Source organism: Paenibacillus sp. IHB B 3415, assembly GCF_000802655.2.
Lineage (GTDB): Bacteria > Bacillota > Bacilli > Paenibacillales > Paenibacillaceae > Paenibacillus_AQ > Paenibacillus_AQ phytohabitans.
Map to the genome: position 1 here is coordinate 158,934 of NZ_JUEI01000022.1, position 25,181 is coordinate 184,114.

At 51.4% G+C, this 25,181-nt stretch carries 28 protein-coding genes; 18 read left to right on the forward strand and 10 right to left on the reverse strand.

Annotated features, from left to right (window positions below; translation table 11 throughout):
- Window positions 1-197: 197 nt before the first annotated feature.
- Entirely contained in the window at window positions 198-797 is a 600-nt protein-coding gene (locus QW71_RS12550) for a nitroreductase family protein (RefSeq protein WP_039298087.1), read from the forward strand.
- Window positions 798-876: 79 nt separating this feature from the next.
- On the forward strand, window positions 877-1,071 hold the full coding sequence (locus tag QW71_RS12555; RefSeq protein WP_039298089.1) for a hypothetical protein: 195 nt from the start codon (window positions 877-879) through the stop codon (window positions 1,069-1,071).
- Between the two features lie 116 nt (window positions 1,072-1,187).
- Here QW71_RS12555 and QW71_RS12560 read toward each other — a convergent pair whose 3' ends face one another.
- Together QW71_RS12560 and QW71_RS12565 are read right to left on the reverse strand one after the other, a co-directional pair.
- A complete protein-coding gene (locus tag QW71_RS12560; RefSeq protein WP_039298091.1) occupies window positions 1,188-2,435 on the reverse strand; it encodes a peptidylprolyl isomerase in 1,248 nt (415 codons plus the stop codon).
- 253 nt (window positions 2,436-2,688) lie between these two features.
- On the reverse strand, window positions 2,689-3,024 hold the full coding sequence (locus tag QW71_RS12565) for a LytTR family transcriptional regulator DNA-binding domain-containing protein (RefSeq protein WP_039298093.1): 336 nt from the start codon (window positions 3,022-3,024) through the stop codon (window positions 2,689-2,691).
- A gap of 199 nt (window positions 3,025-3,223) precedes the next feature.
- Between QW71_RS12565 and QW71_RS12570 the strand changes: the two genes are divergently transcribed.
- A complete protein-coding gene (locus tag QW71_RS12570; protein WP_039298095.1) occupies window positions 3,224-4,330 on the forward strand; it encodes a lactonase family protein in 1,107 nt (368 codons plus the stop codon).
- Window positions 4,331-4,485: 155 nt separating this feature from the next.
- Here the strand turns inward: QW71_RS12570 and hfq are convergent, their stop codons facing one another.
- Entirely contained in the window at window positions 4,486-4,707 is a 222-nt protein-coding gene (gene hfq / locus QW71_RS12575; protein WP_039298097.1) for an RNA chaperone Hfq, read from the reverse strand.
- Window positions 4,708-4,817: 110 nt separating this feature from the next.
- On the opposite strand from hfq, the gene QW71_RS12580 reads away from it, so the two are divergent.
- The gene (locus tag QW71_RS12580; RefSeq protein WP_039298098.1) at window positions 4,818-5,498 is read left to right on the forward strand and encodes a phosphatase PAP2 family protein; all 681 of its coding nucleotides are present in this window, start codon (window positions 4,818-4,820) and stop codon (window positions 5,496-5,498) included.
- Between the two features lie 32 nt (window positions 5,499-5,530).
- Here the strand turns inward: QW71_RS12580 and QW71_RS12585 are convergent, their stop codons facing one another.
- A complete protein-coding gene (locus QW71_RS12585) occupies window positions 5,531-6,031 on the reverse strand; it encodes a hypothetical protein (RefSeq protein WP_039298100.1) in 501 nt (166 codons plus the stop codon).
- 228 nt (window positions 6,032-6,259) lie between these two features.
- On the opposite strand from QW71_RS12585, the gene QW71_RS12590 reads away from it, so the two are divergent.
- Both QW71_RS12590 and helD read left to right on the forward strand, forming a co-directional pair.
- Window positions 6,260-7,315, forward strand: coding sequence for an aromatic acid exporter family protein (locus QW71_RS12590; RefSeq protein ID WP_039298103.1), 1,056 nt, complete (start codon window positions 6,260-6,262; stop codon window positions 7,313-7,315).
- A 236-nt stretch (window positions 7,316-7,551) separates the two neighbouring features.
- On the forward strand, window positions 7,552-9,909 hold the full coding sequence (helD, locus tag QW71_RS12595) for an RNA polymerase recycling motor HelD (protein ID WP_039298105.1): 2,358 nt from the start codon (window positions 7,552-7,554) through the stop codon (window positions 9,907-9,909).
- 227 nt (window positions 9,910-10,136) lie between these two features.
- On the opposite strand, the gene QW71_RS12600 is transcribed toward helD, so the two are convergent.
- From QW71_RS12600 to fsa, 3 genes are all read right to left on the reverse strand, one after another.
- Entirely contained in the window at window positions 10,137-11,348 is a 1,212-nt protein-coding gene (locus tag QW71_RS12600; protein WP_039298107.1) for an MFS transporter, read from the reverse strand.
- 12 nt (window positions 11,349-11,360) lie between these two features.
- Window positions 11,361-11,798 (reverse strand): MarR family winged helix-turn-helix transcriptional regulator, encoded by a 438-nt coding sequence (locus QW71_RS12605; protein WP_039298109.1) that lies wholly within the window; start codon window positions 11,796-11,798, stop codon window positions 11,361-11,363.
- A gap of 153 nt (window positions 11,799-11,951) precedes the next feature.
- Window positions 11,952-12,599, reverse strand: a complete 648-nt coding sequence (gene fsa / locus QW71_RS12610) for a fructose-6-phosphate aldolase (protein ID WP_039298111.1) — start codon at window positions 12,597-12,599, stop codon at window positions 11,952-11,954.
- 238 nt (window positions 12,600-12,837) lie between these two features.
- On the opposite strand from fsa, the gene QW71_RS12615 reads away from it, so the two are divergent.
- Window positions 12,838-13,281, forward strand: coding sequence for a hypothetical protein (locus QW71_RS12615; RefSeq protein WP_039298113.1), 444 nt, complete (start codon window positions 12,838-12,840; stop codon window positions 13,279-13,281).
- A complete protein-coding gene (locus QW71_RS12620) occupies window positions 13,265-13,819 on the forward strand; it encodes a macro domain-containing protein (protein ID WP_039298115.1) in 555 nt (184 codons plus the stop codon). The genes QW71_RS12615 and QW71_RS12620 overlap by 17 nt, the downstream gene beginning before the upstream one ends.
- A 62-nt stretch (window positions 13,820-13,881) precedes the next feature.
- Here QW71_RS12620 and QW71_RS12625 read toward each other — a convergent pair whose 3' ends face one another.
- Complete coding sequence (locus QW71_RS12625) at window positions 13,882-14,079, reverse strand: hypothetical protein (protein ID WP_039298117.1); 198 nt, start codon at window positions 14,077-14,079, stop codon at window positions 13,882-13,884.
- 72 nt (window positions 14,080-14,151) lie between these two features.
- On the opposite strand from QW71_RS12625, the gene rpiA reads away from it, so the two are divergent.
- The 7 genes from rpiA to QW71_RS12660 all read left to right on the forward strand — a co-directional run bounded on the left by rpiA (window position 14,152) and on the right by QW71_RS12660 (window position 21,438).
- Window positions 14,152-14,832 carry a ribose-5-phosphate isomerase RpiA gene (gene rpiA, locus QW71_RS12630; RefSeq protein WP_200905918.1) on the forward strand — a complete coding sequence of 227 codons (681 nt, stop codon included), beginning with the start codon at window positions 14,152-14,154 and terminating at the stop codon, window positions 14,830-14,832.
- The gene (locus QW71_RS12635; protein ID WP_052769999.1) at window positions 14,801-15,307 is read left to right on the forward strand and encodes a VanZ family protein; all 507 of its coding nucleotides are present in this window, start codon (window positions 14,801-14,803) and stop codon (window positions 15,305-15,307) included. The genes rpiA and QW71_RS12635 overlap by 32 nt, the downstream gene beginning before the upstream one ends.
- 136 nt (window positions 15,308-15,443) lie before the next feature.
- A complete protein-coding gene (locus tag QW71_RS12640) occupies window positions 15,444-15,884 on the forward strand; it encodes a GNAT family N-acetyltransferase (RefSeq protein ID WP_039298121.1) in 441 nt (146 codons plus the stop codon).
- 211 nt (window positions 15,885-16,095) lie between these two features.
- On the forward strand, window positions 16,096-16,548 hold the full coding sequence (locus QW71_RS12645) for a MarR family winged helix-turn-helix transcriptional regulator (RefSeq protein WP_039298124.1): 453 nt from the start codon (window positions 16,096-16,098) through the stop codon (window positions 16,546-16,548).
- The gene (locus QW71_RS12650; protein ID WP_039298126.1) at window positions 16,545-19,703 is read left to right on the forward strand and encodes an MMPL family transporter; all 3,159 of its coding nucleotides are present in this window, start codon (window positions 16,545-16,547) and stop codon (window positions 19,701-19,703) included. Before QW71_RS12645 ends, QW71_RS12650 begins: the two co-directional genes overlap by 4 nt.
- Before the next feature lie 158 nt (window positions 19,704-19,861).
- Entirely contained in the window at window positions 19,862-20,308 is a 447-nt protein-coding gene (locus QW71_RS12655) for a sigma-70 family RNA polymerase sigma factor (RefSeq protein ID WP_235441454.1), read from the forward strand.
- The gene (locus QW71_RS12660) at window positions 20,305-21,438 is read left to right on the forward strand and encodes a DUF4179 domain-containing protein (protein WP_039298128.1); all 1,134 of its coding nucleotides are present in this window, start codon (window positions 20,305-20,307) and stop codon (window positions 21,436-21,438) included. The genes QW71_RS12655 and QW71_RS12660 overlap by 4 nt, the downstream gene beginning before the upstream one ends.
- 84 nt (window positions 21,439-21,522) lie before the next feature.
- Here QW71_RS12660 and QW71_RS12665 read toward each other — a convergent pair whose 3' ends face one another.
- Window positions 21,523-22,197: a tetratricopeptide repeat protein gene (locus QW71_RS12665; protein WP_039298130.1), complete on the reverse strand. Its 675-nt coding sequence runs from the start codon at window positions 22,195-22,197 to the stop codon at window positions 21,523-21,525.
- A 243-nt stretch (window positions 22,198-22,440) separates the two neighbouring features.
- Between QW71_RS12665 and QW71_RS12670 the strand changes: the two genes are divergently transcribed.
- The 3 genes from QW71_RS12670 (at window position 22,441) to QW71_RS40915 (ending at window position 24,570) form a co-directional block, all read left to right on the forward strand.
- Window positions 22,441-23,442, forward strand: a complete 1,002-nt coding sequence (locus QW71_RS12670) for an aldo/keto reductase (protein ID WP_039298132.1) — start codon at window positions 22,441-22,443, stop codon at window positions 23,440-23,442.
- A 315-nt stretch (window positions 23,443-23,757) separates the two neighbouring features.
- Window positions 23,758-24,120, forward strand: coding sequence for a hypothetical protein (locus QW71_RS12675; RefSeq protein ID WP_039298134.1), 363 nt, complete (start codon window positions 23,758-23,760; stop codon window positions 24,118-24,120).
- Window positions 24,121-24,411: 291 nt separating this feature from the next.
- The gene (locus QW71_RS40915; protein ID WP_171716382.1) at window positions 24,412-24,570 is read left to right on the forward strand and encodes a hypothetical protein; all 159 of its coding nucleotides are present in this window, start codon (window positions 24,412-24,414) and stop codon (window positions 24,568-24,570) included.
- A 177-nt stretch (window positions 24,571-24,747) separates the two neighbouring features.
- On the opposite strand, the gene QW71_RS12680 is transcribed toward QW71_RS40915, so the two are convergent.
- The gene (locus QW71_RS12680; protein WP_039298136.1) at window positions 24,748-24,960 is read right to left on the reverse strand and encodes a hypothetical protein; all 213 of its coding nucleotides are present in this window, start codon (window positions 24,958-24,960) and stop codon (window positions 24,748-24,750) included.
- Window positions 24,961-25,181: the final 221 nt, after the last annotated feature.

Sequence of the window (25,181 nt, forward strand, 5' to 3'; positions counted from 1 at the left end):
TGTTTCTAAACGTGATGATCAGCTTATAGAAAATAGTGGAAGGCGCATAATTACTGCGAATACTGCGACACTAAGAGCTGATATATAAGTATAAGCAAGCAGACAGGAAAAAGTTGTGAATAACAGTTGTATTCCGGTAGGAAAAGTGTTAAAATGTATAAAAGTAAGTTACTTAATTAAATGGAGGTAGTTATTTTATGTCTAAGAACTTTTTCGAAGCGGTAAAAGGCAGACGTTCCGTATATGCAATCAGCAAAGAATCCCCAATCTCTGATGAACAGATCCAGAAGATCGTTGAAGAGGCAGTATTACATAGCCCGACTTCCTTCAACTCCCAGAGCTCCAGAGCCGTGGTTCTGCTGGGTGAACAACATGATAAACTGTGGGATATCACTGCAGAAACTTTGCGTAAAATCGTTCCGACTGAACAATTCGAAGGGACAGCACAGAAGTTAGCCTCCTTCAAAGCCGGTTACGGCTCAGTACTCTTCTTCGAAGATCAGGCGGTAGTGAAGCATCTTCAGGAGAACTTTGCGCTGTATGCAGAGAATTTCCCGATCTGGGCCAACCAGTCCTCAGGGATTCTGCAGTTCGTGGTGTGGACAGCTTTCGCAGAACAAGGTCTGGGCGCTTCGCTTCAGCACTACAACCCGCTGATTGACGATGAAGTCAAAGAAACATTCGGTATTCCGGCAGAGTGGAAGCTGATTGCGCAGCTGCCATTCGGTACAACTGTAACCCCTCCGGGAGAGAAAGAATTCCAGCCGATCGAAGAGCGTGTGAAAGTCATTAAATAAGGAAACATTACAATAAGTGGTTTAGAACCTCCCTGATCCGGCTAAGTATGAGTATAGTCAGATCAAGGAGGTTTTTGTTATGCCATGGAATAAAGGAGACTATCCGGATTCTCTGAAGAACTTCACTGCACCTGTACGCAACAAGGCTGTGGAAATTGCCAATGCGCTGCTTGAGGATGGCTATGAGGAAGGGCGGGCGATTGCCATTGCAACCGCACAGGCCAAGGAGTGGGGCGAGAATCATGACAAACAGATCCGTAAAAAGAATCATTGACCGCTGTGCCAGGGTCTTAGGCCGGACAAGCAAAGAGGACAGGCGGGAATCCGCCTGTCAGGCGGGAATCCGCCTGTCCTCTTTAGGTATGTGTATATTATGCAGGAATTAATAGATTACTTGGCTGGAGCTTCTGTTGCAGCAGCTGCAGCAGGGTCTGCACTGGCATCTGGTGCGGCAGATTCTGCCGGAGTAGCGGATGCATCAGCAGTATCGGTCAAAGTATTGGTGATGGTAGCATTCTTGGTCAAATCAGCAAGCCAGGTAGCAGACATTTCCGAGACTTTCTGCGCTTTCAGAGTCTTGGTGATTTCTTCTTTCTTCTCAGCAAGCGTGTATTCATGTGCTTCTTTACGGTCAGTAACCTTGATAATGTGGTAACCGTAATCGGTCTTCACAGCACCGCTGGTTTCGCCAACCTTCATGTTGAAGGCCGCATCGGAGAATTCAGCAACCATATCGGCACGTTTGAAGAAGTCGAGGTCTCCACCATTTTCTTTGGAACCGGTATCTGCGGATTTCTCTTTAGCGAGTGTGGCGAAGTCTGCTCCGTCTTTCAGCTGTTTGACGATGGCATCAGCTTCTTCTTTGGTTTCAACGAGGATATGGGAAGCGCGAACTTCTTCTTCCTGATTGAAGGTAGCTTTGTTCTCGTCGTAGTATTTGGAGATGTCCTCATCCGTAATGGTAACCTTCGGTTCAACCAGCTTGCGGATCTCAACCTGCAGAGGCATTTGCTTCTTCAGATCATCCAGAGTCATGGAGCTCTGCTGCAGTGCAGAATTCAGGGCTTCCTCACCGCCGAACTGGGTGGTCAGATCTGCGATCTCCTGGTTAATGTCTTCATCGGTTACGGTAATGTTGGCTTTCTTAGCTTCCTGGTCCACGAGAGTGGTAGTAATCAGGTTCTGCAGCGTGGATTCGCCGCCTGCTTCAACCAATTTATCGTAAAGCTGTGCTTTCGTGATATCCGTTCCGTTAACGGTAGCAACAGCGATCTTGCTGTCGTCTTTCTTGAAAGGCTGCACAATCAGGACTACGATTAATGCCGCTGCCAATATGATCGAGGCGATCATCCAGCCTTTGCCGCCTGCAGATGTGGCCGGTTTGGAAGGAGGAGTACCGTCGCCTACCTTGTTCATTACGGGAACGCTTTCTTCAATTTTCGGAGAGTGTACGCTGCTGGAGCTTTCGGTTGCAGCTTGTACAGGTTCTGCCGGAATAATTACTTCAGCCTGAGGTTCAGATACGGCCTCCGTACGTTCAATTCCATCTTCCGGGGTAACTACAGAAGTGTCGTTCTCTTCCGGCGGCGTTCCGCCGTTTTCAAGCTGTCCATTTTCGTTGAAATCTTTTTTGTCCATTATAATTAATGACTCCCTTCAATATAGGTGGTGCCTGTCTTTCTACAACTTTACCAGAAAACAGAATTCCAAACCTTAAGAAAGTATAAAAAAGCATAATAACTTTTTAATATTCCATTAAGAAACAGGAAAAGGCCGGAGCAGCAATAGGTTTCCCCATGCGCGCTCCGGCCAGATGAGAGAGACTTTGAATGCATGAAAATGCTTCCATGCTGTATTCTACGGATTAGCAGGCAGCGGATAGGTATCCGCCTTAGGAGCTAAGTCCTCTCAGCAGATGGCGGATGCTTTCCTGTTTGCGTCTGGGAACACGCACAGACTTCGCATACAAGCCCATTTCACCGAAATAGATACAGTCATCTTCGATGGAGCTGATCTTGTTCAGGTTAACGTAGCAGCCCCCGTACACATGATAATAGCTGTTGCTTGATAATAAGCGGTTCAATTGCTCGGCAGTCATTCTCTTTTTAATGTTGTAGTTTCTGCCGTGAAAAATGACAAGGTCATGGTCCCCGACCTTAAAGAACAGAATGTCTGTCTCCACCTCGAAGTCCTCATATACATTTCTGGCTTCCAGCAGGCTGCTCATTCGTGTTCCCCCTTTATACATAATTAACATTGATGTTAGCGCTTTCATTATAGCATACTCTTTTTGCTTTGAGAAGTCTTATTTTTGAAATGTTTTTTGTCATTTTTTCCGTTGCATTTGTCATACATCACGAAAAACTGTAAATTATATAGATGGCTGATATGCATCCATAACCACAAGTTGGAGGAGGAGTACCCAGATGAATGAGAATACGAAGCTGCTGTTGTTTACCGGCTCTTATGCAACGGCTGAGGAGAGCGGAGTTCAGGTGTTTGCTTTTGACGGTGAAGCCGGAGGGACACTTGAGCGATTGGATACAGCTGACGGCATAACGAACCCGACGTTCGTAAATGTGGACCCTTCCGGGCTGAAGCTGTATGCGATTGGCGAGAAGCCAAGTGGTGAGGGCGGCAAAGAGGGAGAGATTGTTACCTTCGCGATTGAGCCGAAGACCGGCAAGCTGACTGAATTGAAGCGAACTCCGACGATGCCTGCCGCAGGTACGGGTCAAACCACGACCTGTAATATCAATAGAGATACTGAAAGCGAACATATTGTAGTATGCAGCTATCACGGGGGAACGGTAGGACTGCTCACCCTGGATGCAGACGGGATACCCGAAGCCCTGACGGATATTGCAGTACATACCGGACACAGAGATCTTCCGGGCCACGACCGGCCGCATCCGCATTCGGCCATCTTCAGTCCGGATGAGCGCTTCCTGTTTGTGTCTGATCTGGGGCTGGATCTGATCCGGACCTACCGGATTAACAAAGAAGCGAAGAAGCTTGAAGCGCTTGGAGATACTGCATTGCATGAAGGAGCGGGACCGCGCCATTTCGTGTTTCATCCGGATGGCAAATCCGCTTATGTGATCAATGAGCTGGATTCCACCGTAACTTCCTTCCTGTATGATGCTGCTGCAGGGACTCTGCAGACGGCATTTACGGTATCGACACTTCCTGAAGGTTACACGTCAGGGAATAACAGCTGTGCCGAAATTGCATTTTCCAGGGATGGCAGATATCTGTACGGCTCTAACCGCGGCCACGACAGTGTTGTGGTCTACGCTGTAAATCCGGCATCGGCTGAGCTTACATTGGTGGAGCATGTATCCACAAGAGGGGGGCATCCGCGCCACTTCACGGTAACGCCGGACGGAGCCTATCTGATTGTTGCCAACCGGGACGGCAATAATCTGGTGGTCTTCTCACTGGATGCTGCCGGCGGACGGTTAACCTTCACAGGAAATACGGCGGAATTGTCCAAGCCGGTCTGTGTCATGCCTGCTGTATTTGCCGGATAAGTTATTGGGCCGGACAACAACTGTTAAGCGTAATACTTGTCCAGACAGGCAACAATGGCAAAAGGAACACCGGAATGGCTTGCTCCGGTGTTCCTTTTGAATTCGGGACGGTTAATTTGTAGGTGTTAGGCCCAGAGATGCGCTGGCGGGACTGCTTATTTGAGTGAGACGGGCTTCAGCGGCACTACCGTGGAGACTGCCGATTTGAAGAGTACGTTCTGTCTGCCGTCACCTTGACCCTGCAAGGTGATAGTATAAGCGTCATAAGAGGTTACGAGTCCCTGCATTTTGACTCCGTTAGTTGTAAAAATGGTCACGGGCACTTTTGTTGAGATACACTGGTTCAACAAACGTTCCTGTAATTTTAGACTTTCCACTTTGGCAGCACTCCATTTTTATATGAATTAACTTCTTAGGCAATTATAACACGGGAGAGACTCTCCCAGGAAATCTGTCATCGGGCGCGGAAATAGACAAGGGGGTAGTTATGCTTTATTATCATTACTGGTCCGGCGGATTTCGCCGTTTTATATGGTTTTTGCTGGGATTTATCCTGATCGCTGTATTGGTGAAGCAGGGCGGAGCTGCAGGCTTCGACCGTGCCGTTATACATATCGTGCAATCTATGGAATCGCCGCCGCTCACTTCGCTGGCCAAAAGCTTATCGCTCGTCGGCTCCTCGAGGCTGGCTATCGGGATTTCGCTGCTGACTATGACTATATTATTCTTCGCCTTGAAGCACCGGATGGAGCTGGCTTTGTTTCTGTGGGTAGGCTTAGGCTCCCAATTGCTGAATACACTGCTGAAGCTGTGGTTTCACCGCGAACGTCCCACTATACACAGACTCATTGAACAGGCAGGGTACAGCTTTCCGAGCGGACATTCTATGGCTGCCTTCTCTTTATACGGAGTGATTGCCTATCTTCTCTGGAGGCATATGCACAACAGACGTGAGCGATTCATCCTGATTCTCTTCACCGTGCTGATGACCGGCGGGATCGGCTGGAGCCGGATTTATCTGGGAGTGCATTATCCCAGTGATGTGATCGGCGGATACGCAGCCAGCGGCGCATGGCTGATGCTGTCTGCCGCCTGCTTCGAGGCTTACCGGAACTTCAGGGAGCGCCAGGGGTCAGGGCCGCACAGCAAAAAGGATGCCCGCAAGTAATCTGCAGGGCATCCGCATTATTGACTGTAGCTTTAGCGCGTCTTCGGCGCAGCAGGCTGCTGTGAAGGCTTGGCCTGGTGAAACTGAGCCGCACGGCTAAGGCTCAGCTTGATCATTACGGGCAGCCCGGCCTTCAGCTTGTCGGCGTCCTCTTTCGTAATCCGGCCGTCCTTGACCGACTCGTCGACCTTGAGGATGGCGGCTTCACTCAGCTTCTGGATGTACTGATCTTCGCTCCAGCCCTTTTTCTCCTGGGCGAGGGCAGAGAGTGTCTTGCCTGCCTTCAGGCTTTCTATCAGCTCTGAACGGTCCATCTCAAGCAGCTTAGCCGTTTCATTGATGATGAAATGGCCACCGGCCCGGAAGTTCTTGTTCCCGCTGTGAGGATGCCCATGCTCCTTGCCGGCGTGTATGGAATCCGGTGCGGAAGTGGGTGTGCCGGCAGACGGATTCTCTGCAAAAGCGGCAGCCGGTGCCATAGTGAGCATTACGGCTGCAGTGAATGCAGTTATTCTTTGAATAGGGTTGTTCATGATTCACCTCTTCTGAGTTGTGTGTTGGCTGACATGTACCCAGTATTCCCCGAAAGCTGAAAGAATCCTTAAACCCGGCTTAAGCCATACTAAAATTCGCCAGCGTGCTTCATGGGTAATAATGTGTGTGCAATTATTAGAGATTTACCGAATACCTTCAGGATATACATAAATTTTTAATCACAGCATCTATATTGAAATAGATCAAGCTTTTTAGGAGGGATGGATTTGGCTTTTGGTGCCCGCATACTCAAAACAGGAATGGCAGTCACGCTCGCACTTTACCTGTCCGTTCTATTTAATTTCGCCTCCCCTGTCGGTGCGGCTATAGCGGCTATTTTTGCAATGCAGCCATCCATATACAGATCATGGAGGTATTTCCTCGATCAGATTCAGACCAGCACCATGGGAGCTGTGATAGCACTGCTGGGCGGAATGCTGCTGTCCAATGAACCGATTGCGGTCGGGCTGGTATGTATTCTGGTGATTATGATCAGCATGAAAATGAACCGAGCTGATACAATCGGCCTGACGCTGGTTACCGTAATCTCCGTAATGGAGGCTTCCGGGCAGTGGCAATTTGCGCTCACCCGTTTTCTGCTGACGCTGACCGGTATTCTGTCGGCATTCATTATTAATATCGCTGTCTTTCCGCCGAAGCCGCGCAAGCAGTACATCCAGCAGATTGAGAATGTGTTCACCAGCCTGTCACTGCTGCTAAGGACTGCGGTATCGCATGAAATGAAGGAAAGTGTGTTCCGGGACGAGAAGAACAGTCTGGAAGGTTCCATTAAGGCACTAGCTGACAAGTATGCATTGTTCGAAGAGGAGCAGAAGCAGCTAAGAAGGGCGAAATACAGTCAGACAAGGCAGATGGTGGTGTATAAGAATCTGCTCAATTCTCTGCAGAAGGGGTTTCAGGTGCTGGAGGCTATAGACCGGCATTACTTCCAGGCCGAGCGAACAGAACGTACCGATGAGCTGTTTGACCGGCATCTGGAGCAGCTGATTAAATATCATGAGTACATCCTGCTGAAATTCGAGGATAAGCTGAAGCCGGGTGCGAATGATTCTGAACTACTGGCAGAAGACAACGACCGTTTTCTGGAGGCGGCGATCCACGGGTATGATCCGGAGAAATCCGGGCAGCTGCGGTTGTCCGTGGTGGCAGCGGCAATATATGATTACGGCTATCAGCTGGATCGTCTGGATAGGGTGGCTGATCAGATTAACCGGATGAACACGGACGAGAAGGACACTGCCGATATGACGGGGAAAATATAAAGAACAAAAAATCCGGTCCCAGAGGGACCGGATGAATATATACATCATAAGGTTATGTATTGCGTGAAGCAATTCTTATCTTATAAATAAATTGTGCCGGAAACTTGTAAAAGCGCTAAAGAGTTGGTAATATAAAAAGATATCAAATAAAACCTAATTCAAAAAAACATAGTTATTCAATTTAATTATAACATGTAGAATTATGAATGTCAACCTTCTGAAGGGGATGAAATGCATTGGATAAACATGATCACGAGTGGCAAGAGGAGCAGGAGCGGGTAACCGGAATTACCAGGCAGTTATCTACCCACATCCGGCTGCTGTCGGAGGAGCTTGGACTCCACCGTACGGATGTCGTGGATATGCGCAAGGACTTCTGGGAAGAAGTTACCGTGAACTTCAGCAGTCCTGACGATCTGGGCGAGACCTCAACAAGTCTGCGGCAGCAGGCGCAGATCCTGAACGAACGCGAACGCCATCATCTGCAGTCCAGTAAAGCACTCAAAAAATATAAAAAGCTGGTCGTATCCCCCTACTTTGGCCGGATTGATTTCTCGGAATCCGCTGATGCTGCGGCAGATAAAATCTATCTGGGCATCGGTTCACTGATGGAGGATAACGGAACCTTCCTGATCTACGACTGGCGGGCCCCGATATCGAGCCTGTATTACGACGGTGCGCCGGGGCCGGCGGCCTATGACACACCGGGCGGACTAATTACGGGGAACATGAAGCTCAAACGCCAGTTTGTAATCGATAATGGAGAGATCGAAGTCATGTTCGATACCGGCGTAACGATCGGCGATGAGCTGCTTCAGCAGGTGCTGAGCCACAGCGCCGATGACCGGATGAAGAGCATCGTTGCGACCATCCAGAAGGAGCAGAATGCAGTGATCCGCAACGACAGAAGCCGGATGCTGGTTGTGCAGGGTGCGGCCGGAAGCGGCAAGACCTCAGCTGCGCTGCAGCGGGTAGCCTATCTTCTCTACAAATACCGCGAGGTGCTGCAGGCAGACCAGATGCTGCTCTTTTCACCGAACCCGCTGTTTAACAGCTATGTATCAACCGTTCTGCCTGAACTCGGTGAAGAGAATATGCAGCAGACTACCTTCCAGATGTATCTGGAGCACCGGCTCGGACAGGAGTTTCAGCTGGAGGATGTGTTCAATCAGACGGAGAGCCTGCTGAACGCGCCGGATGGGCCGGAAGCCTCCATACGCAGAGCAGGGATCACCTATAAATCCTCCGTATCTTTCCTGGATGTCATCCGGCGCTATGTAAACCTGCTGGAGCACGAAGGCATGATGTTCAAGCCGTTGATGTTCCAGGGGCGTGCGGTTGTCGGCAAGGAAGAGATGGAGCGCCAGTTCTATAGCTATGATCCGAATATCAAGCTGGCTAACCGGATCGAACTGATGACCGGCTGGCTGCTCAAAAGAATAGCAGCATTTAGCATTGAGGAACGCAGTGCATCATGGGTCGAGGACCAGATTGAGCTTATGGACAACAGCGACTATCAGCGTGCTTACAACATGATGCGCCGCAAGGGCGGAGGGCATAATGATAGCTTTGATGATTTTGAAACGGAGAAAATCATGCTCGCCCGTTATATCGTCAGCCAGCGCCTCAAGCCGCTGCGCGGGTGGACCAAACGCGGACGGTTCGTTGATGTGAAGGGGCTGTACAGCCGGCTGTTTACCGACCGGGAGTTAATGGACAGCATGAACAGCAGCCAGGTTCTGCCTGATGTATGGGATGACATCTGCAGCTTCACGCTGGCTACCATTGCCGGGAACGAACTGGCCTATGAAGACGCGACACCATTTCTGTATTTGAAGGAGCTCAGTCAGGGCTTCCGTACCAATACACTGATCCGTCATGTGATTGTCGATGAAGTGCAGGATTATTCGCCGTTCCAGCTGGAATTCATGCGCCGGCTCTTTCCGCGGGCCAAAATGACTGTACTGGGTGATCTCAACCAGGCAATCTACGCGCAAGGTGAGGTGTTGGGGGATTTGGCCGGGCTGGTCAGCATCTATGGTGAAGAGAACACGGAAGTGATCTCATTGACCCGCAGCTACCGCTCTACCTATGAGATTGTCGAGTTTACACGGGCGATGATTCCCGGAGGGGAGAAAATCGTACCGTTTAACCGGCGCGGCGAGGAGCCTTTGCTGACGGTCGTGGACAGTGAAGCCGACCTGCTGGCCTCGGTGGAGCAGGATGTGCTGAATCTGCATGCACAGGGCTATCATTATGTAGCTGTTATCTGCAAAACAGCGGAAGAAAGTGCACGGGTGCATAATGAACTGCAGAGCAGGCTGCCGGTAAGGCTGGTTACCAAGGAAACGCCTAATTTCCAAAAGGGCACTCTGGTGCTGCCCGCCTACCTGGCTAAAGGCGTGGAGTTCGATGCGGTAATTATCTACGATGGCTCGGCAGAGAAATATGGCCGTGAGCATGAACGCAAGCTTTTCTATACAGCCTGTACCCGGGCGATGCATCTGCTTCACATCTACAGCCTGGGGCAGCCTAATCCGTTCCTTCCGGCTGCGGTGCGTGAGACTGTATCGGCAGGAGCTTTACAGGACTGAGAGCAATGGATTGTCTGCAGAACCGTCTAAGCGTGTAAACGCCGGGCGGTTTTTTTGACGCTGGCGAATATCAGACTCCAGAAAAAACCACAATAAAAGGTGTTATGAACGATGAGCGCCGCCCTGTACAGCAGCATTCGGTTCACCGGAGTGGCACTTGGACCGCCGATGGTTCGCTGCTGCTGATGTCATGGGGGCATTGGAAGGTATTTGAACTATAGCGGGGGTTAGGTGCGGCTGATTACTTCCTGTGCATGAGAGTGGCGTCTTCTGCTACGCTGTGATGCATAGACGAAGAGGTAGATTCCGAGCAGCAGGACAGGTGCGATTATGGAGTATCTGTACATAACGGCATAGCTTGTATATAAGGCAATTGCACCAAGCAGCAAGGTGCCGATGGCGACTCCGAGATCAAGGGAGTTAAAGAACATGCCGTTAGCCAGTCCGCGCTGGCGCGGTTCTACGGATTGGATCATCCAGGTCTGGAGTGCAGGCTGCATCGACCCGAAGCCGAAGCCGTAACATAGGGCGGCAGGGAACAGTGCAGCTGTCGTTGATGCAAAAGAGAGCAGCAGCAAACCGCCGGCGATAAACAGGCTTCCAGGGATGAGCAGTGCTGCCGGGCCAAAGCGGTCATAAATCTTGCCCGACAGCGGACGGATAATCACAATCGACACGGCATTGAACAGGAAGAAGTAGGCTACGTGGGGCAGGCTCTTCTCAGCTCCGAAGAGCGCCAGGAAGCCAATCAGTCCGCCATAGGAGATGGATAACAGGAAGTTAAGCAGGCAGGGAAGAAACAGCCTGCGGTACGCCCCGCCCCCGGAGGCAGCAACGGGTGCTCCTGCGGGCTCTTTGTGCTGCGGGGGCAAGGTCTTGGCCAGGCGGTAGCCCAGCGGGAAGATAATGGCCAGCGCAGCTCCCGCGCCGAGGAGCAGGGAGCCAAAGCCGGGTCCCTGCAGCAGGCTGAGCCCGATCAGCGGACCGGCGGACATCGCCAGACTGGTGGACAGCCCGAAATAGCCCATGCCTTCACCCATCCGGCGGACAGGGATCACATCGGAGGCCATAGTCGGAAAGGCAGTACTGGCCATTCCGAAGCCAACGCCGAATAACATCCGGAGCAGCAGCAGGGCGGCGATACTGCCTGCGAAGTAATAGCCGGCCACGGCCGCGAGTGAAACGGACAGTCCGAGGAAGATCAGCAGATTACGGCCGCCCTTCTCCATGGCTTTGGCCGAGAATAGACGGGAAGCGATAGCGCTGAGTGCGAACAGGCTGGTTACGAGGCTGACCTGCACGGAAGTTGCATGCAGTGTTCCTTCCGCATACGCAGGAAGGGTGGATAAGGTCATCTGCAGGCCGGTGAACAGCAGCAGATTGCATAGGGTGAGAGTAATAAAGGACTTGGTCCATAGACGTTCTGTTGAATTGCTCAAAGGTGTATGCTCCTATTCTTGATGGTTAGTGTTGTGGTAGATCAGCTCCAGCATGCTGCGGAGCTCTTCAAGCTGCTGCGGATTCAGCCCGGCCACGGCAGTATTAATGGTCTGCTGCTCCAGCTCGAGCGTATTTCCGATAAGCGACTGCCCTTCTTCTGTGGCGTAGAGCTGAAAAGCCCTGCGGTCACCGGGATTCATTGACTTGCTGATGAATCCTTTCTTGAGCAGGAGTTCAACGATCCGTGCAGTGGTCGGCTGGTCCTTGGCGGCAGCAGCGGCAACCTCCTTCTGGCTGATCCCGCTGCGGTCACAGATCATGAGCAGGACCGACCATTGCTCGGGTGTAATATCATAAGGCTTCAGAGCCCTGGCAAAGCCGGTGGTAATCCTGCGGTGGGTGGAGCCCAGCAGGAAACCGAGAAATTGCTTCGGAGAAGAATGCGGCATAAAAATGCTCCTTCGGAAATATAGTTGTTATGACAATTATAGTTGCAACAAGCAAATTGGTCAAGGCATTTGCGGGACGCAAACAACAAAAAGCCCCCCCCCCCCCCCCCCCGGGGGGGGGGGGGGGGGCTGAACTAATAAACCGTAATGAGTTTAAACTTGCGGCACTTTCTCCCAATCCTTCAGGAAACGCTCAATTCCGTTGTCTGTCAGCGGGTGCTTCCAGAGGGAAGGCAAGAGTGAACCAGGGATGGTAGCAATATGAGCGCCGGCAATAGCTGCTTGCTCTACGTGGGCGATATTGCGGATGCTGGCTGCAATGATTTCGGATTTCAGGCCATAGTTAGTGAGAATGGTCTTCAGATCCTTGATCAGCTTCATGCCGTCAACGCCGATATCATCCAGACGTCCGACGAACGGGCTGATATAAGTAGCTCCCGCTTTGGCTGCCATGAGGCCTTGAGCAGCGGAGAATACGAGCGTAACGTTAGTTTTGATGCCTTTCTTAGTCAGTTCATAACAAGCTTCAAGGCCATCTTCAGTCATTGGCAGCTTGATTACGACGTTCGGAGCCCATTCAGCGATTTCGTAAGCTTCCTTAAGCATTTCTTCCGCTGTGAGACCGATAACTTCAGCACTGACCGGACCGGGAACAATCGCCACGATCTCTTGGATTACATCTTTAAACAATCTGCCTTCCTTGGCGATCAGCGACGGGTTCGTCGTTACGCCATCCACTAATCCGAGGCGGGTAATACGTTTGATTTCCTCAATATTTCCGGTATCCAAGAAAAATTTCATTTCCAGGTATCCTCCCTTGATTTCGTATGGATTGACAAATCAGTTTGCTCCACTTCATTATGAGACATGCCAGGGGAAGTTTCAACTGTTAATTTGAATATCTCAAAATAACTTTATAGATAAAACGCTTAAATGAACATTTCTTGCGTCTGGGCCATTCACGGCAGACTTCTCTACATGATAATATAGAAACGGTATTGTCCATTTCATGCGATTGGCGGTGAAGGGAATATTTACTTTGATTGGAAGTGTGGTGCTGTTTCTGCTGTTCGCCGCCGGAATTATTGCCTTTCAGAACAGCAGAATGCTTGCTGAACGGGAGAATGATTCATCCAGAGCCTATACCGGCCATTTGATGTATTCTGTATATCATCAGACTTTCTCTCCGAATGAGGAGTTGCCGGAAGCAGTCCCTTTATTTCAATTCACGCTGTTTGACGGGGCGGACGGAGAGTCCTTCATCACGCATGCGCTGTGCAGGGTTGCTGCCGGACGGGGCGAGATGGTGTTGTCCGACGCGCAGAATTATATGCTCAGCAATCTCCGCCAGGCCGCGCTGCAGGGAGTCCGGTTTGAACATTTATCTTTTCCGGGCAAGGCTGCCCGCAGGGGGGAGAAGGAATTGATTAAAGCGCTGGAGACAGCGGCGAAACAGGAGGCCGAACATGCAAATCACAGTTAACAATGTAGTGATTTCAGTAAGTGAAGGCAATATTACCGCCTGGCAGGGTGAGATGATTGTGAATGCATCCAACTCAGGCCTCTACGGGGGCGGGGGAGTGGACGGAGCGATTCACCGGGCGGGCGGACCCCGGATTGCAGAAGAATGCGCTGTAATCCGGCAGAAGCAAGGCGGGATACTCCCCGGACAAGCCGCGGTAACCACAGCAGGTCTCCTCCCGTTCCGGGGAGTCATTCATACCGTAGGACCGATTTGGAAAGGGGGCACCGCAGGAGAGACGGCTATTTTATCCCAATGTTATAGCAGCAGTCTCAGTCTGGCATGCTCTTACGGAGCACGGAGTGTCGCCTTTCCGAACATCAGTACCGGAATTTATAACTTTCCCAAAGAGCTGGCCTGCAAGACGGCGCTTGATTCAGTCGTCACTTATGTGCGTGAACGGACATCAGCGGAGCTCCCGCTGCAGCGGATTGAATTTATCTGCTTTGAACATGACAATGCCATACTATATGAGGCCATGCTCAAAGATTATAGCTGAGCTGACAGTGTAGGCCTGCCTGCTGATCTGTTCGGGCCTTACATATTGTCCTGAACTATCCGTTAGGCGTGATATTTACCCGTGGGTGCGTTCAGTACCCATTCGAGCATCATCATCATATCTTCCAGCCGGGTTAGCTGGACATTCAGCGCTGCCCGCTGCGGATCACCGGCAGACAAGGGGGCCAGCCGCGACTCCAGAGATCTGCGCTGAAGCGTCAATTCGTTGATTTTGGATTGAATCTGATTTTCGGTTCTCATCCGGAATCCTCCTGGTGTGCATTATTGTACTTGGTTCATTATAACGGATAACATGGGGGTAATAAAATGAGTATCAATGTTAAGCAGCTGGCAGCAGAGAAAGCCGTCGAGTACGTGCAGGACGGAATGAAGGTAGGGCTGGGTACCGGTTCTACGGCTTACTGGGCCATCCGCAAGCTGGGTGAACGTGTTAGCGAAGGCTTGAACATCTCGGCAGTGGCAACCTCGCAGGCTTCGGAGGATCAGGCCCGTGAGCTGGGGATTCCGCTGGTTGCTTTTGGCGAGGTGGATTCTCTGGATCTGACCATTGACGGCGCGGATGAGCTTGATGGTGCACTGCAGCTGATCAAAGGGGGAGGCGGCGCGCTTCTCCGCGAGAAGATTGTTGCGATGGGCAGCACCCGTATGATTGTGGTCGCAGATGAGAGCAAGGCAGTGACCACACTTGGCAAATTCCCTTTGCCGGTTGAGATCGTGCCGTTTGCCTGGGAGTGGACTGTCGCTGACCTGGCCAAGCTTGGCTGTAAGCCGGAGCTGCGCCGCAGCGGCGGTGAGCTGTATAAGACGGATAACGGCAACTATATTGCCGACTGCCGCTTCGAGGCTATTGACTCGGCTGCTGATCTGGCGCTTGCCCTCCAGCGTATTCCGGGAGTCGTGGAGCACGGGCTGTTCATCGGCATTGCCGATATGGCAGTGATCGGCAAGAATGACGGCACCATTGAAATCATTGAAGGTGAGAGCAATCTCTAACACGCGTAAACACCGCCGGAAAGGAAAACCGGCAGCAAATAGACAGAAGCTGCCCCCGGGGCGGCGGATACTGGCCTGGCTGCTGTTGCTCATATACAGTGCAGTGCTGATCTACTGGATGTTTCTCGGCTTTGGACGGACGGTTCAGACGGAGGGGCCGCTGCGCTACAATCTGGAGCCGCTGCGCACAATGCGTCTGTATTTTGATATGAGTAACGGAGTGTCTTACTCGGGGCGGCTGGTCAACCTGCTGGGTAATGTTGCCGTGTTTGTGCCTTTTGGCATCCTGCTGCCCCTGGTTAGCACCGCTTACCGCTCACTGCTGCGGTTAACGCTTGTATCCGTTCTATGTATAATAGTGCTTGAGCTGATGCAAATGCTGCTGCGGGTGGGCAGCCTCGATATTGATGATCTGCTGCTTAACCTGCTGGGGGTATGGACGGGATATGCACTGCTGCGGCTGGTGCGGGGATAGGCGGAGGCTGCTCTGAACCTTTGATCTCACCGGAAACAGGAGAACATTCCCCACTTAAGCATGTGCTTTCGAAGCAGGTTTGCAGGAAGCCGCTTAATGGTGGGGAGTGCTAAACAAACTTTTAGGAGGTCAAATAATGTTGATTGATTTGAAGCCGCTTGTCGGAACCCCTGAGGTGAACGAACTGCTGGCTTATGCGGTTATAGATGATCCGGATGCGCTGGAGCGCACGTCGGCAGAATACCGGGAGCAAGCGGCACTGCAGCTATGCGGCTGGGAGGAAGAAGGGCTGCTGCTCGGCCTCACCGGCTTTGAAGAGACTGAAGACGGTTCGCTGGATATCCGCCATATCGCAGTGCTGCCGGAGAACCGGGGCAAAGGCTATGCGCGGGGGATGATTCTGGAGCTGGTGACGACCCGTCAGCCGCGTTATCTGGTGGCGGAGACCGAAGATGAGATTGCCGCGGATTTCTACCGCAGCCTTGGATTTATGGTATACAGCCTGGGCGAGAACGCTGCCGGAATCGAAATGTTCCGCTGTGTGTACGAGGTTGAAGAGACCGAGGACGAGGAGTAAAGCGGAAGGCTGGTATCAACGTAACAGAACATTACTGACAGAATATATGGGAAGAGAATAGCCATTCAGCACTTTACGGTGCAGAGTGGCTGTTTTTGCGCTGGAATGTAAAATTCATGATCAGCGGTTGACTTTTTAAGAATAGGACAATATAGTTTTACTGTGAAACTGTTCTACACGTGAACTATTATTTCGTAAAGGAGGAACCCGCATGAAAAAGGATGCAGAGGAATGGATCAACCGTTACGTGGACGCATATATGGTGGTTACCAGGCAGATTAACGCCAGGCTCAGGGATATTTTTGGCGAAGGGCTGACGAATGACCAGTTCCTGATCCTCCGGCTGATTGCCGGACAGGAGAAATGTACTTCCACCTATCTGGCTGAGGCTGTAGCGGTGGGCAAAAGCTCAATTACGGCTATTATCAACCGGCTGGACGAAGCGGGAATGATTGAACGGACCCGTGATGAGAATGACCGCCGGCAGGTGTATCTGACGATGACGGAGCATGGCAAAAGTGTCTACAGCACTTCCGAGAAGCAGATGCAGGAGGTTATCTCCCCCTACTTGTTCCACTTCGAGGATCACGATATCGAGCGGTTCATTACGATGTTTGAGAAGCTGGCATTTCTGATGCAGGAACCAGGAGGTAGAAACCATTGAGAACCATTTTAAAAGCAAGATGGGCAATTATCGCTATATGGCTGGCGGTGGCAGTAGTGTTATTCCTGACCGCCCCGGCTATGTCCGATCTGGTACGGGAGAAGGGGCAGATCTCGGTCCCGGCAGGATACACTTCGTCAAAGGCCGCCGAAATCATGAAGGAAGTGGCAGAAGCCAAAGGCGGGGAAACGGTACATCAGGTTGCGCTTGTGTTCAACAAGCCGGAGGGCCTGCAGGCTGCGGACACCGAGAGTATTAAGCAAGGCGTTGAGAAGCTGGCCGCGAATAAGGATTCCCTGAATCTCAGTGCGATCACTGATCCTTTTACACAGCCTGAACTTAAGGATACCCTTATTGCCAAAGACGGCAATACGATCATGGTTGCCTTGTCGGTGCAGGGCGGAGAGGAAGAGGTTAAAGAGCTGCCGGCCAAGGCCGGGGCATTGCTGGGTGAAGTCACCTCTGATCATTATATGACCAGTGAAGGGCTGATTACAGAAGATACGATTGCCAGCTCGGAAGCCGGGCTGAAGAAGTCGGAATACATTACAGTTGTCTTTATTCTGCTCATTCTGTTCGTTGTGTTCCGCTCATTCGTAGCGCCGTTTGTGCCGCTGCTTACCGTGGGGCTGAGTTATATTGTGTCACAGTCGGTTGTGGCTTTTCTGGTGGACCGGTTTGATTTCCCCCTGTCCACGTTCACACAGATATTCATGGTCGCTGTTATGTTCGGGATCGGGACGGATTACTGCATTCTGCTGATCAGCCGGTTCAAGGAAGAGCTTGCCCATTCCGAGGATACGAAAAGTGCCATTATCTCTACTTACCGTAAAGCGGGCGGTACCGTATTCTATTCAGGGCTGGCGGTGTTCGTCGGATTCCTGGCGATCGGCCTGTCCAAATTCATGCTGTACCGTTCAGCGGTCGCGGTGGCTGTCGGGATCGCCGTGATGCTGCTGGCGCTTGTGACGATTGTACCGTTCTTCATGGCGGTGCTGGGCCAAAAGCTGTTCTGGCCGTCACGCGGCAAGCTGGAGCACAGCGAGAGCCGGATTTGGGGGGCGGCAGGCTCCTTCTCCCTGAAGAGACCCTGGGCTGCGCTGCTGATTGTGGCAGTCATCGTTGTGCCGTTCCTGCTTACATACAGCGGGAAGCTGAGCTTCAACAGCATGGATGAAATCGGCTCGGATTACGCGTCGGTCAAAGGCTTCAACATTATCTCGGAGAGCTTCGGTCCGGGTGAGTCGATGCCGGGCAAGATTGTCATTAAGAATGATGACCGGATGGATACGGCTGAATATATGGGCCTGGCGGAGAAAATCAGCCGTGAGCTGGAAAAGGTGGACGGAGTCAAGGCTGTGCGCAGCATGTCCCGTCCGACCGGGGAGCAAATTAATGATTTCCTGATCCCTACACAGGTCGCTACGCTCGCAGACGGGCTGGATCAGAGCAATGAAGGCTTAACCAAAATTCAGAGCGGGCTTGCAGAAGCAAGCGAGCAGCTGAAAGAGAATGGGCCGAAACTCACAGAGGCCGCATCCGGGAGCGCCAAGCTGACGGAAGGTACAGCTGAGCTCAAGAAAGGCATCGATGCGCTGGGTGACGGCTTATCGCGTATTGAGAACGGCATCCGCAGCGGATCAGCCGGAGCCGGAGAGATTAAGGCCGGCCTCTCGCAGGCGGCGGCAAGCGCGAAACAGCTGGCAGCGGCCAATACGGCACTGCTCGAAGGCTACAAGAAGATCGGCAGCGGCCTGACGGCGCTGGATGGAGGGTTTGCCGGCCTGCAGACACAGCTTCAGGGTGTTGCGGACGCCCTGACAGGTCTGGAAGGCTCCTTCGCAGGACTTGAGACTGCACATCCGGAGCTGCTGCAGGATATCAATTACCAGACGATCAAAGGTACAGTGACGCAGAGCGGCGCTGGAGCTGCAGGGCTGGCCGGAGGGCTGGGCCAGATTTCAGCCCAGCTCAAAGGGGCGGCAGCGGGGCTGAGCGAAGCCAATGCCGGTTATGCCAAAGCGGCAGCAGGCCAATCCGCGCTGGTTAAGGGGCTGGATCAGCTGGTGGCCGGTATCGGCCAGCTGCAATCCGGCCTGAATCAGGCGGCAGACGGACAGGGGCAGATTGTCGGCAAGCTTCCGTCCATCACCAGCGGGCTGGATCAGCTGCAGGGCGGACAGCAGCAGCTCGCGGATGGTTTCGGTGAGCTTACAGGCCAGCTCGGCCAGCTGCAGGGCGGACTTACCCAAAGTGCGGATGGCCTGGGACAAATTACTGGCGGCCTGAGCTCCGCACAGGATTATCTTAAGCAGATTCAGGATGCCAAGGATGACGAGCTGAGCGGGTTCTTCGTACCGGCAGAGGCGCTTGAAGCTGACGGCATTCAGCAGGTATTTGACACCTATCTGTCCGGAGACCGCAAGGTCATGACACTGGATGTTGTATTCGCTGAGAATCCATACAGTGCTGAAGCCATTGACAGTGTGGGGGATATCCAGGCGGCAGTGGACCGCGCCGTGGCCGGTACGAAGCTGGAAAATGCGGAGACAGCCATGAGCGGCGTGACCAGCACCTACAGCGATTTGCAGAAAATCTCTAATGAGGATTACACGCGGACGGTGATTCTGATGCTGGGTGGTATTTTCATCATATTGGTGCTGCTGCTCCGGTCAATCATTATGCCGCTGTATCTGATTATCTCCCTGCTGATTACCTACTTTACAGCACTGGGCGTAACGGAGGCGATCTTCGTCCATCTGCTGAACTATTCCGGGATCACCTGGACGACTCCGTTCTTCAGCTTCGTCATGCTGATTGCCCTCGGGGTAGATTATAGTATCTTCCTGATGGCCCGGTTCAATGAGAATAAAACATGGGATGTGCGTGAAGCCATTCTGCATGCCATGCGGAATATGGGGACGGTAATTCTGTCAGCCGTTGTTATCCTGGGCGGTACCTTCGCCTCGATGTATCCTTCAGGGGTACTGTCGATGATGCAGATTGCCACCGTGGTGCTCTCGGGTCTGGCCCTGTACGCATTGCTGTTCCTTCCGTTCTTCGTGCCGGTAATGGTTCGGCTGTTCGGGCGGGCCAACTGGTGGCCGTTCAGTACGGCAGCTGCAGAGGAACAGCCGAAATCCCTGAATCTCTAAGGTTCAGGATTACCTGATAAGTTACAATAAAGAGCAGGCTTCCGGTTTAATGGAGCCTGTTCTTTGCTGTTTACGTAAGAGGAAGAGAAAATAATTACTCGTGCTGAGGTAACCTTATGCGCCTGTGCTTCATCTAAACAGATATATACAACTAACAAGTGAGAAGCAGCTGCTTCTCGAAGGAAGGGAGGAGATCTACCCTGGATACCGTACAAGAGGATCTGGTCCAGCGTGCACAGGCAGGCGACAGTGAGGTCTTCATCCAACTGGTGAAGAGTCTGGATAGGCGGATGTACAGTATGGCGAAGTCCATGGTCAGGAATGACGAGGATTGTGCGGACGCCATGCAGGAGACTGTACTGAAGGCATTTAGAGCAATCTCCGGATTGAAGGAGGCGGCATATTTCAACACTTGGCTGTTTCGTATCTTGATCAATGAATGCAACATGATTCTGCGCAGACGGGACAGGGTGGTAGTCATGTCCGATCCGCCGGAGAGCATAGAGTCCTCTTCTTCGACTGCAGAAAAAACCAGACTGCACCGGGCCAGAAAAACCTTATATCAATCTCTCGCGCAACCCGTAGAAAGGAAGGTGAACGTATGAGTCAGCAGCCATTGGAGAGCAGGCTGGCAGGTCTCAAGGAAGAGAGTCTTCCTGAACTGCCGGAACTTGTGCACACACGTATGGAGGATACTTACCGGATGATCGTTGAACGGGATGAGGTAAGCTTGGAGGAGACTCCAGACAAGGACATCTCCAAACACAGGAGAAAACATAGCTGGCTGTACCGGGTGATAATCAGTGCAGCGTCAGTGGCTGCGGGGCTTGGGATCATCATTAGCCTGGGGTTCATCTCTCCGGCAATGGCAGAGACCTTGAAGCAGCTGCCCTTCATGGAAAGTGTATTTAATCTTGTTGGAGATGCCGGGCTTCAAAAAGCAAATAATGCAGGTCTAACCACAAATATTCAGCAGAGCGTTACTCAGGACGGGACGACGATCAGTGTTTCGGAACAAATGTATGACGGAAGCCGCTTGTCAGTGGTGCTTACCCGTGCTCAGGCAGACGGTGGTCAAAAGGGGAAATGGTTAGATTTGACCCGCATTGGTGAGGAAACGGGAGGAATTAATAATATTGAGTTTCGGGTGAACGGAAAATCGGTGAATACGGGAAACGCCATGGCTTCGGGAGGTACGGGTGCACCTGACTCTGTCATCGTTACAGCACTGAGTGGAGTTAATCTACAACTCCCTGAGCAATTTGATCTCACAATGTTGGTCTCTATTAATGGAATTGATCAGCCATTCCGCTTTGAGTTTCCGGTGAGCAAGAATACTTTGGGCGATCTTGTGATTGTTCCCGGAGAGGTCAAGGTACATGACCATATTCATTTGCGGGTCACGCGGCTGGAACTAAGCCAAACATCGACCCGGCTGCTAACTGAAATTACGGGAGACCCCGGAGCGGATATCAAGGCTATACAGGAAGCCATTCCAGATAAATACAAGCAACAGGGGAGTTTCATTTTTTGGTTCGAGCTGTGGAATGGGCAAGGGCAAGAGGCCGTTATGGTAGATGGCAGCAGTAGCGGTAACGGGCATACGATATCACAGAGCAGTGTCTTTGAACCTTTTGAGAAGAGGCCGGAGAGTGTCATAATCAAACCTTACGTCTGGAAAGACGGGCATAAGCTTTATATTCCTGAACTTGAAATAACGGTTCCTGTAAAATAACCCAAACAACCTCCGGGGCACGGTAACGTGCAGCAGCCGGAGGTTGTTTGCGGTAAAGGTCCTGTATCATTAATAATAAGCCGCTCAGCGCAGCTTGGCGAAATAGCTGCGCAGGGCCCAGCCGCGCTCCTGACGTTTTTTGTATTTGGGTAATGAACGGTAAATGGCAAGCGATTCGGCAAAAGCACGCTTGGCATCTTCCCCGCGCCCCAACGCCTTGTACATGGAACCCGCCAGATAATAAGCTTCGCTGGAGGAGGTCTGAATCTCCTGGAATTGGCTCACATAGTAGAGGGCCTTGTCGTGGTCCGTATGCCGGAAGGTTTCGGCGAGCCGAAGGTAGGGCTGTCCGTATTGCGCTCTCCGGTTGATCTCCAGGCCCTTGAGCATCTGGGCCTCTCCTTCGGAGAGCAGTCCGAGCTTCAGGTTCGCGTATCCCAGCTCCACCCAATACTCAGCCGATGTTTCGTAACGGTCAACAATTGCTGTCAGAAGCTCCTTGGACTCGCTGTAGCGTTTGCGCTCTGTCAGCAGCCGGGCCAGATCGAATTTGGCGGTTACATCATTCGGGTTCTGCATAATGGTCGTCCGCAGTTTGGAGATCTGACGTCTGCGGCGAAGGGGCTTCGTAACGCTGGGAAAAATCCCGACATAACGGCGGTCCAGGAAATACAGTACGACAAGCAGGATAATCAGGGCCAGAAATGGATTGCCTACCAGCTGGGACAGCAGCAGATAACCGAAAAAAAGTTTAAACATGAATTCCCTCCGTTATGGTTGTGTTTATGTAAGCTTCCTGCAAGAATTAGAGCAGTATGGCAGGGCAATTATACCATATCCTCCTTTTTTAAGGCCATGGCCTTATTATGCAGTTTGGTAATGGCACTACAATTGACAGCCCGTAGGGTAAGACTTAAGCTTTGTGTACAGTTATATTGTCTCATAGCTATATAAGCTCTTACATAATTGTATTCAATTAATTCTCTGAGAGAAGGATGAAATATGGAGACACTCGCAAGCAAGGTCAATTTACGCCCGCTGGGGCAGTCGGATCTATCCGTATCGGCGCTTGGACTGGGCTGCTGGCAGTTCAGCCGGGGAAGCGGCATCGTGGGCCGCTACTGGAGCAATCTTACCGATGCGGATATTCTGGAGATCGTGAAGATCAGCCTGGAAGGCGGAATGAACTGGGTCGATACGGCAGAAATCTATGGAGGGGGCAAATCGGAAGAGGCGCTGGCTCATGTGCTGGATCAGCTGCGGAAGGAAGGCAGCCCGCATGCCGCACCGCTGATCGCTACCAAGTGGTGGCAGCTGCTGCGGACAGCCGGCTCCATTACCGCAACGATTGACCAGCGTATCACCTGTCTGGGAGGAAGAGGAATTGATCTGTATCAGATACACCAGCCGTTCTCCTTATCCTCCATTGCCAGCGAGATGAAAGCTATGGCAGGACTTGTGCGGGCAGGCAAAATCCGTTATGTAGGCGTAAGCAACTATTCGGCCAAGCAGATGGTTGAGGCACACCGGCTGTTGAAAACCTACGGGCTTCCGCTGGTATCCAATCAGGTCAAATACAATCTGCTGCACCGCAATATCGATCAGAATGGGACTCTGGCCGCTGCCAAGGAGCTGGGAATTTCCATTATCGCCTACTCTCCATTGCAGCAAGGCATCCTGACCGGACGCTTCCACAATGATCCGTCGCAGATTGCTGCAGTCTCCCGGATACGGCGGATGCAATCGGGTCTGGACGATGCCAGTCTGACCCGCAGTAAGCCGCTGATTGATTCTCTGGGTAAGCTGGCAGAGAAATATGAGGTGACACCGGGCCAGGTAGCACTTAACTGGCTGATTCATTATCATGGCGACACCGTAGTTGCCATCCCCGGAGCATCCAAAGCCCGCCATGCCCGGGAGAATATCGGAGCCATGGCCTTCCGGCTAAACCCGGAGGAGCTGGAACTGCTGGATGAAGCGTCTTGGGCAGCACTGAAGAAATAATGCGGAATTAGGGGCGTTTTAGCTGCATTTCGTACAATTAAATCAACTGATTATCGAATGACTGGGGGGTTAACTGTATTTTGTACAGCTAAAACCCCTTCTTTCGTTAAATATGGACTTTCGCCCATTTTTAATTGTACAGAATACAGCTAATCCGGCACATTCCGTTTTTTGCTACCTTTTAATTGTATGAAATACAATTATCCGCCGTTTGGCACTTCTGAGAGTTAACATACATAATTAGGCAGGTGCGGGTGCTGGCTCTTTCTGCGTAGGACATATTGAGGGCTAATCAGACCGAGGGAGTGAACTGGAATGAATGAGAAATGCTGGGTAGTCGTACAATATCCCTTGAAAAGCATTAAGGGGAGCCAGCGCGATGAATGGTTGAGGGATAAAGTAACGGAATATCTGAATAAATACTTGGCTGATGCTGAACTCGGCTATGTGGATGGTTATGAGTTGGGCAAAACGGTGTCAGACCCGCATCAATTTGTGCTTAACATCTTTTGTGTCGTTACAAATGAACAACGGGGTATGGCTCTGATCAAAAAGGTATTAAGAGAGCATAGGCTTGATTATACCCGGATAAAAATGGCCACGATGCCCTTTGAGGGCGGAGGAACCTATACGCTGAAATATGCCTCTAAGAAAGGCGTGACTGATTTTTCGTTATAATGCCTTCATCCTATCATTCAGGGCTTGTGTATCACGTAACGTGATGGAATAAGATTGGTTCATGAGGTGAAGATTATTACAGGTTGTTCGCTCATCTCCTCCATTAATGATGTTAACGCAAAGATAAGCCTCAGCGGCGGACCCGGACTTTATTTTTCAAGTCTGGGTCCGCTATTTCCATTTTTCTGAGATAAAACTGTTTAGGAATTGAAAGAGCAGGTTATATAAGGGATAAGATATTTCGCACTCACGCAAACTAAGGTGAAGATTACAGAAGGAGGTTGAACTTCAATGAGTATGAGCGTACATAATCTTATGGCTTTTAATCATCAGTTTTTTAGACCTCAGCCCGTTCTCAATCCTAAGCCGCAGAGATCAGAAGACAAAGTCCAGAGCTTTCAGGAAGTTCTCAATGAGAAGCTCAGTGCCTATGGCGATATGAAGAAATGAATCTTTACTAGGAACCACCAGATGCAGAATATATCGCAGCAAACTATAGAACCAGCAGAAGCAGGTGCCTTCCCGGATAGGGGGCACCTGCTTCTTTGTATATCTGGTTATTTAACTCTACTACCCGGTGCAGCTTAGAGTTTAATTTGTATTGCCCAAGGCTTGTTCTTTCATGGGCTACGGACGGACTTCGAAGAATTCGCAGCGGCTGCGCGAATAATAGGTTAAATCGCTGACCCGGGACTGGATAACAACATCCGAGTCTGTGAAACGGACCACCGTCGCACCTGAATTCACCAGATGGTCATCCTGGAATACACGGACGGGCAGCTTGCGGTCAATCGCTTCCTGCAGATCGCTGTCGGTCAGCAAAGGACGGTTGATGGGCATGGGATAATTCTCCTTTATATCGGGATAACTGCTCTACAGCAAATACAATTAGTATACCTGGGTCCAGGCTTCAAATCCACTTCGGCAGCTTCAGTCACCGGATTCCCACCGCGAACAGCGGATGAGATGAAGAAATCTGGGGACAACAGCGGCCGGAAGTCCAAATGTTCACCGCAGTGACGATGAAGCTTCAAGTTCAAACTTAAGTGCGTCTTATATGA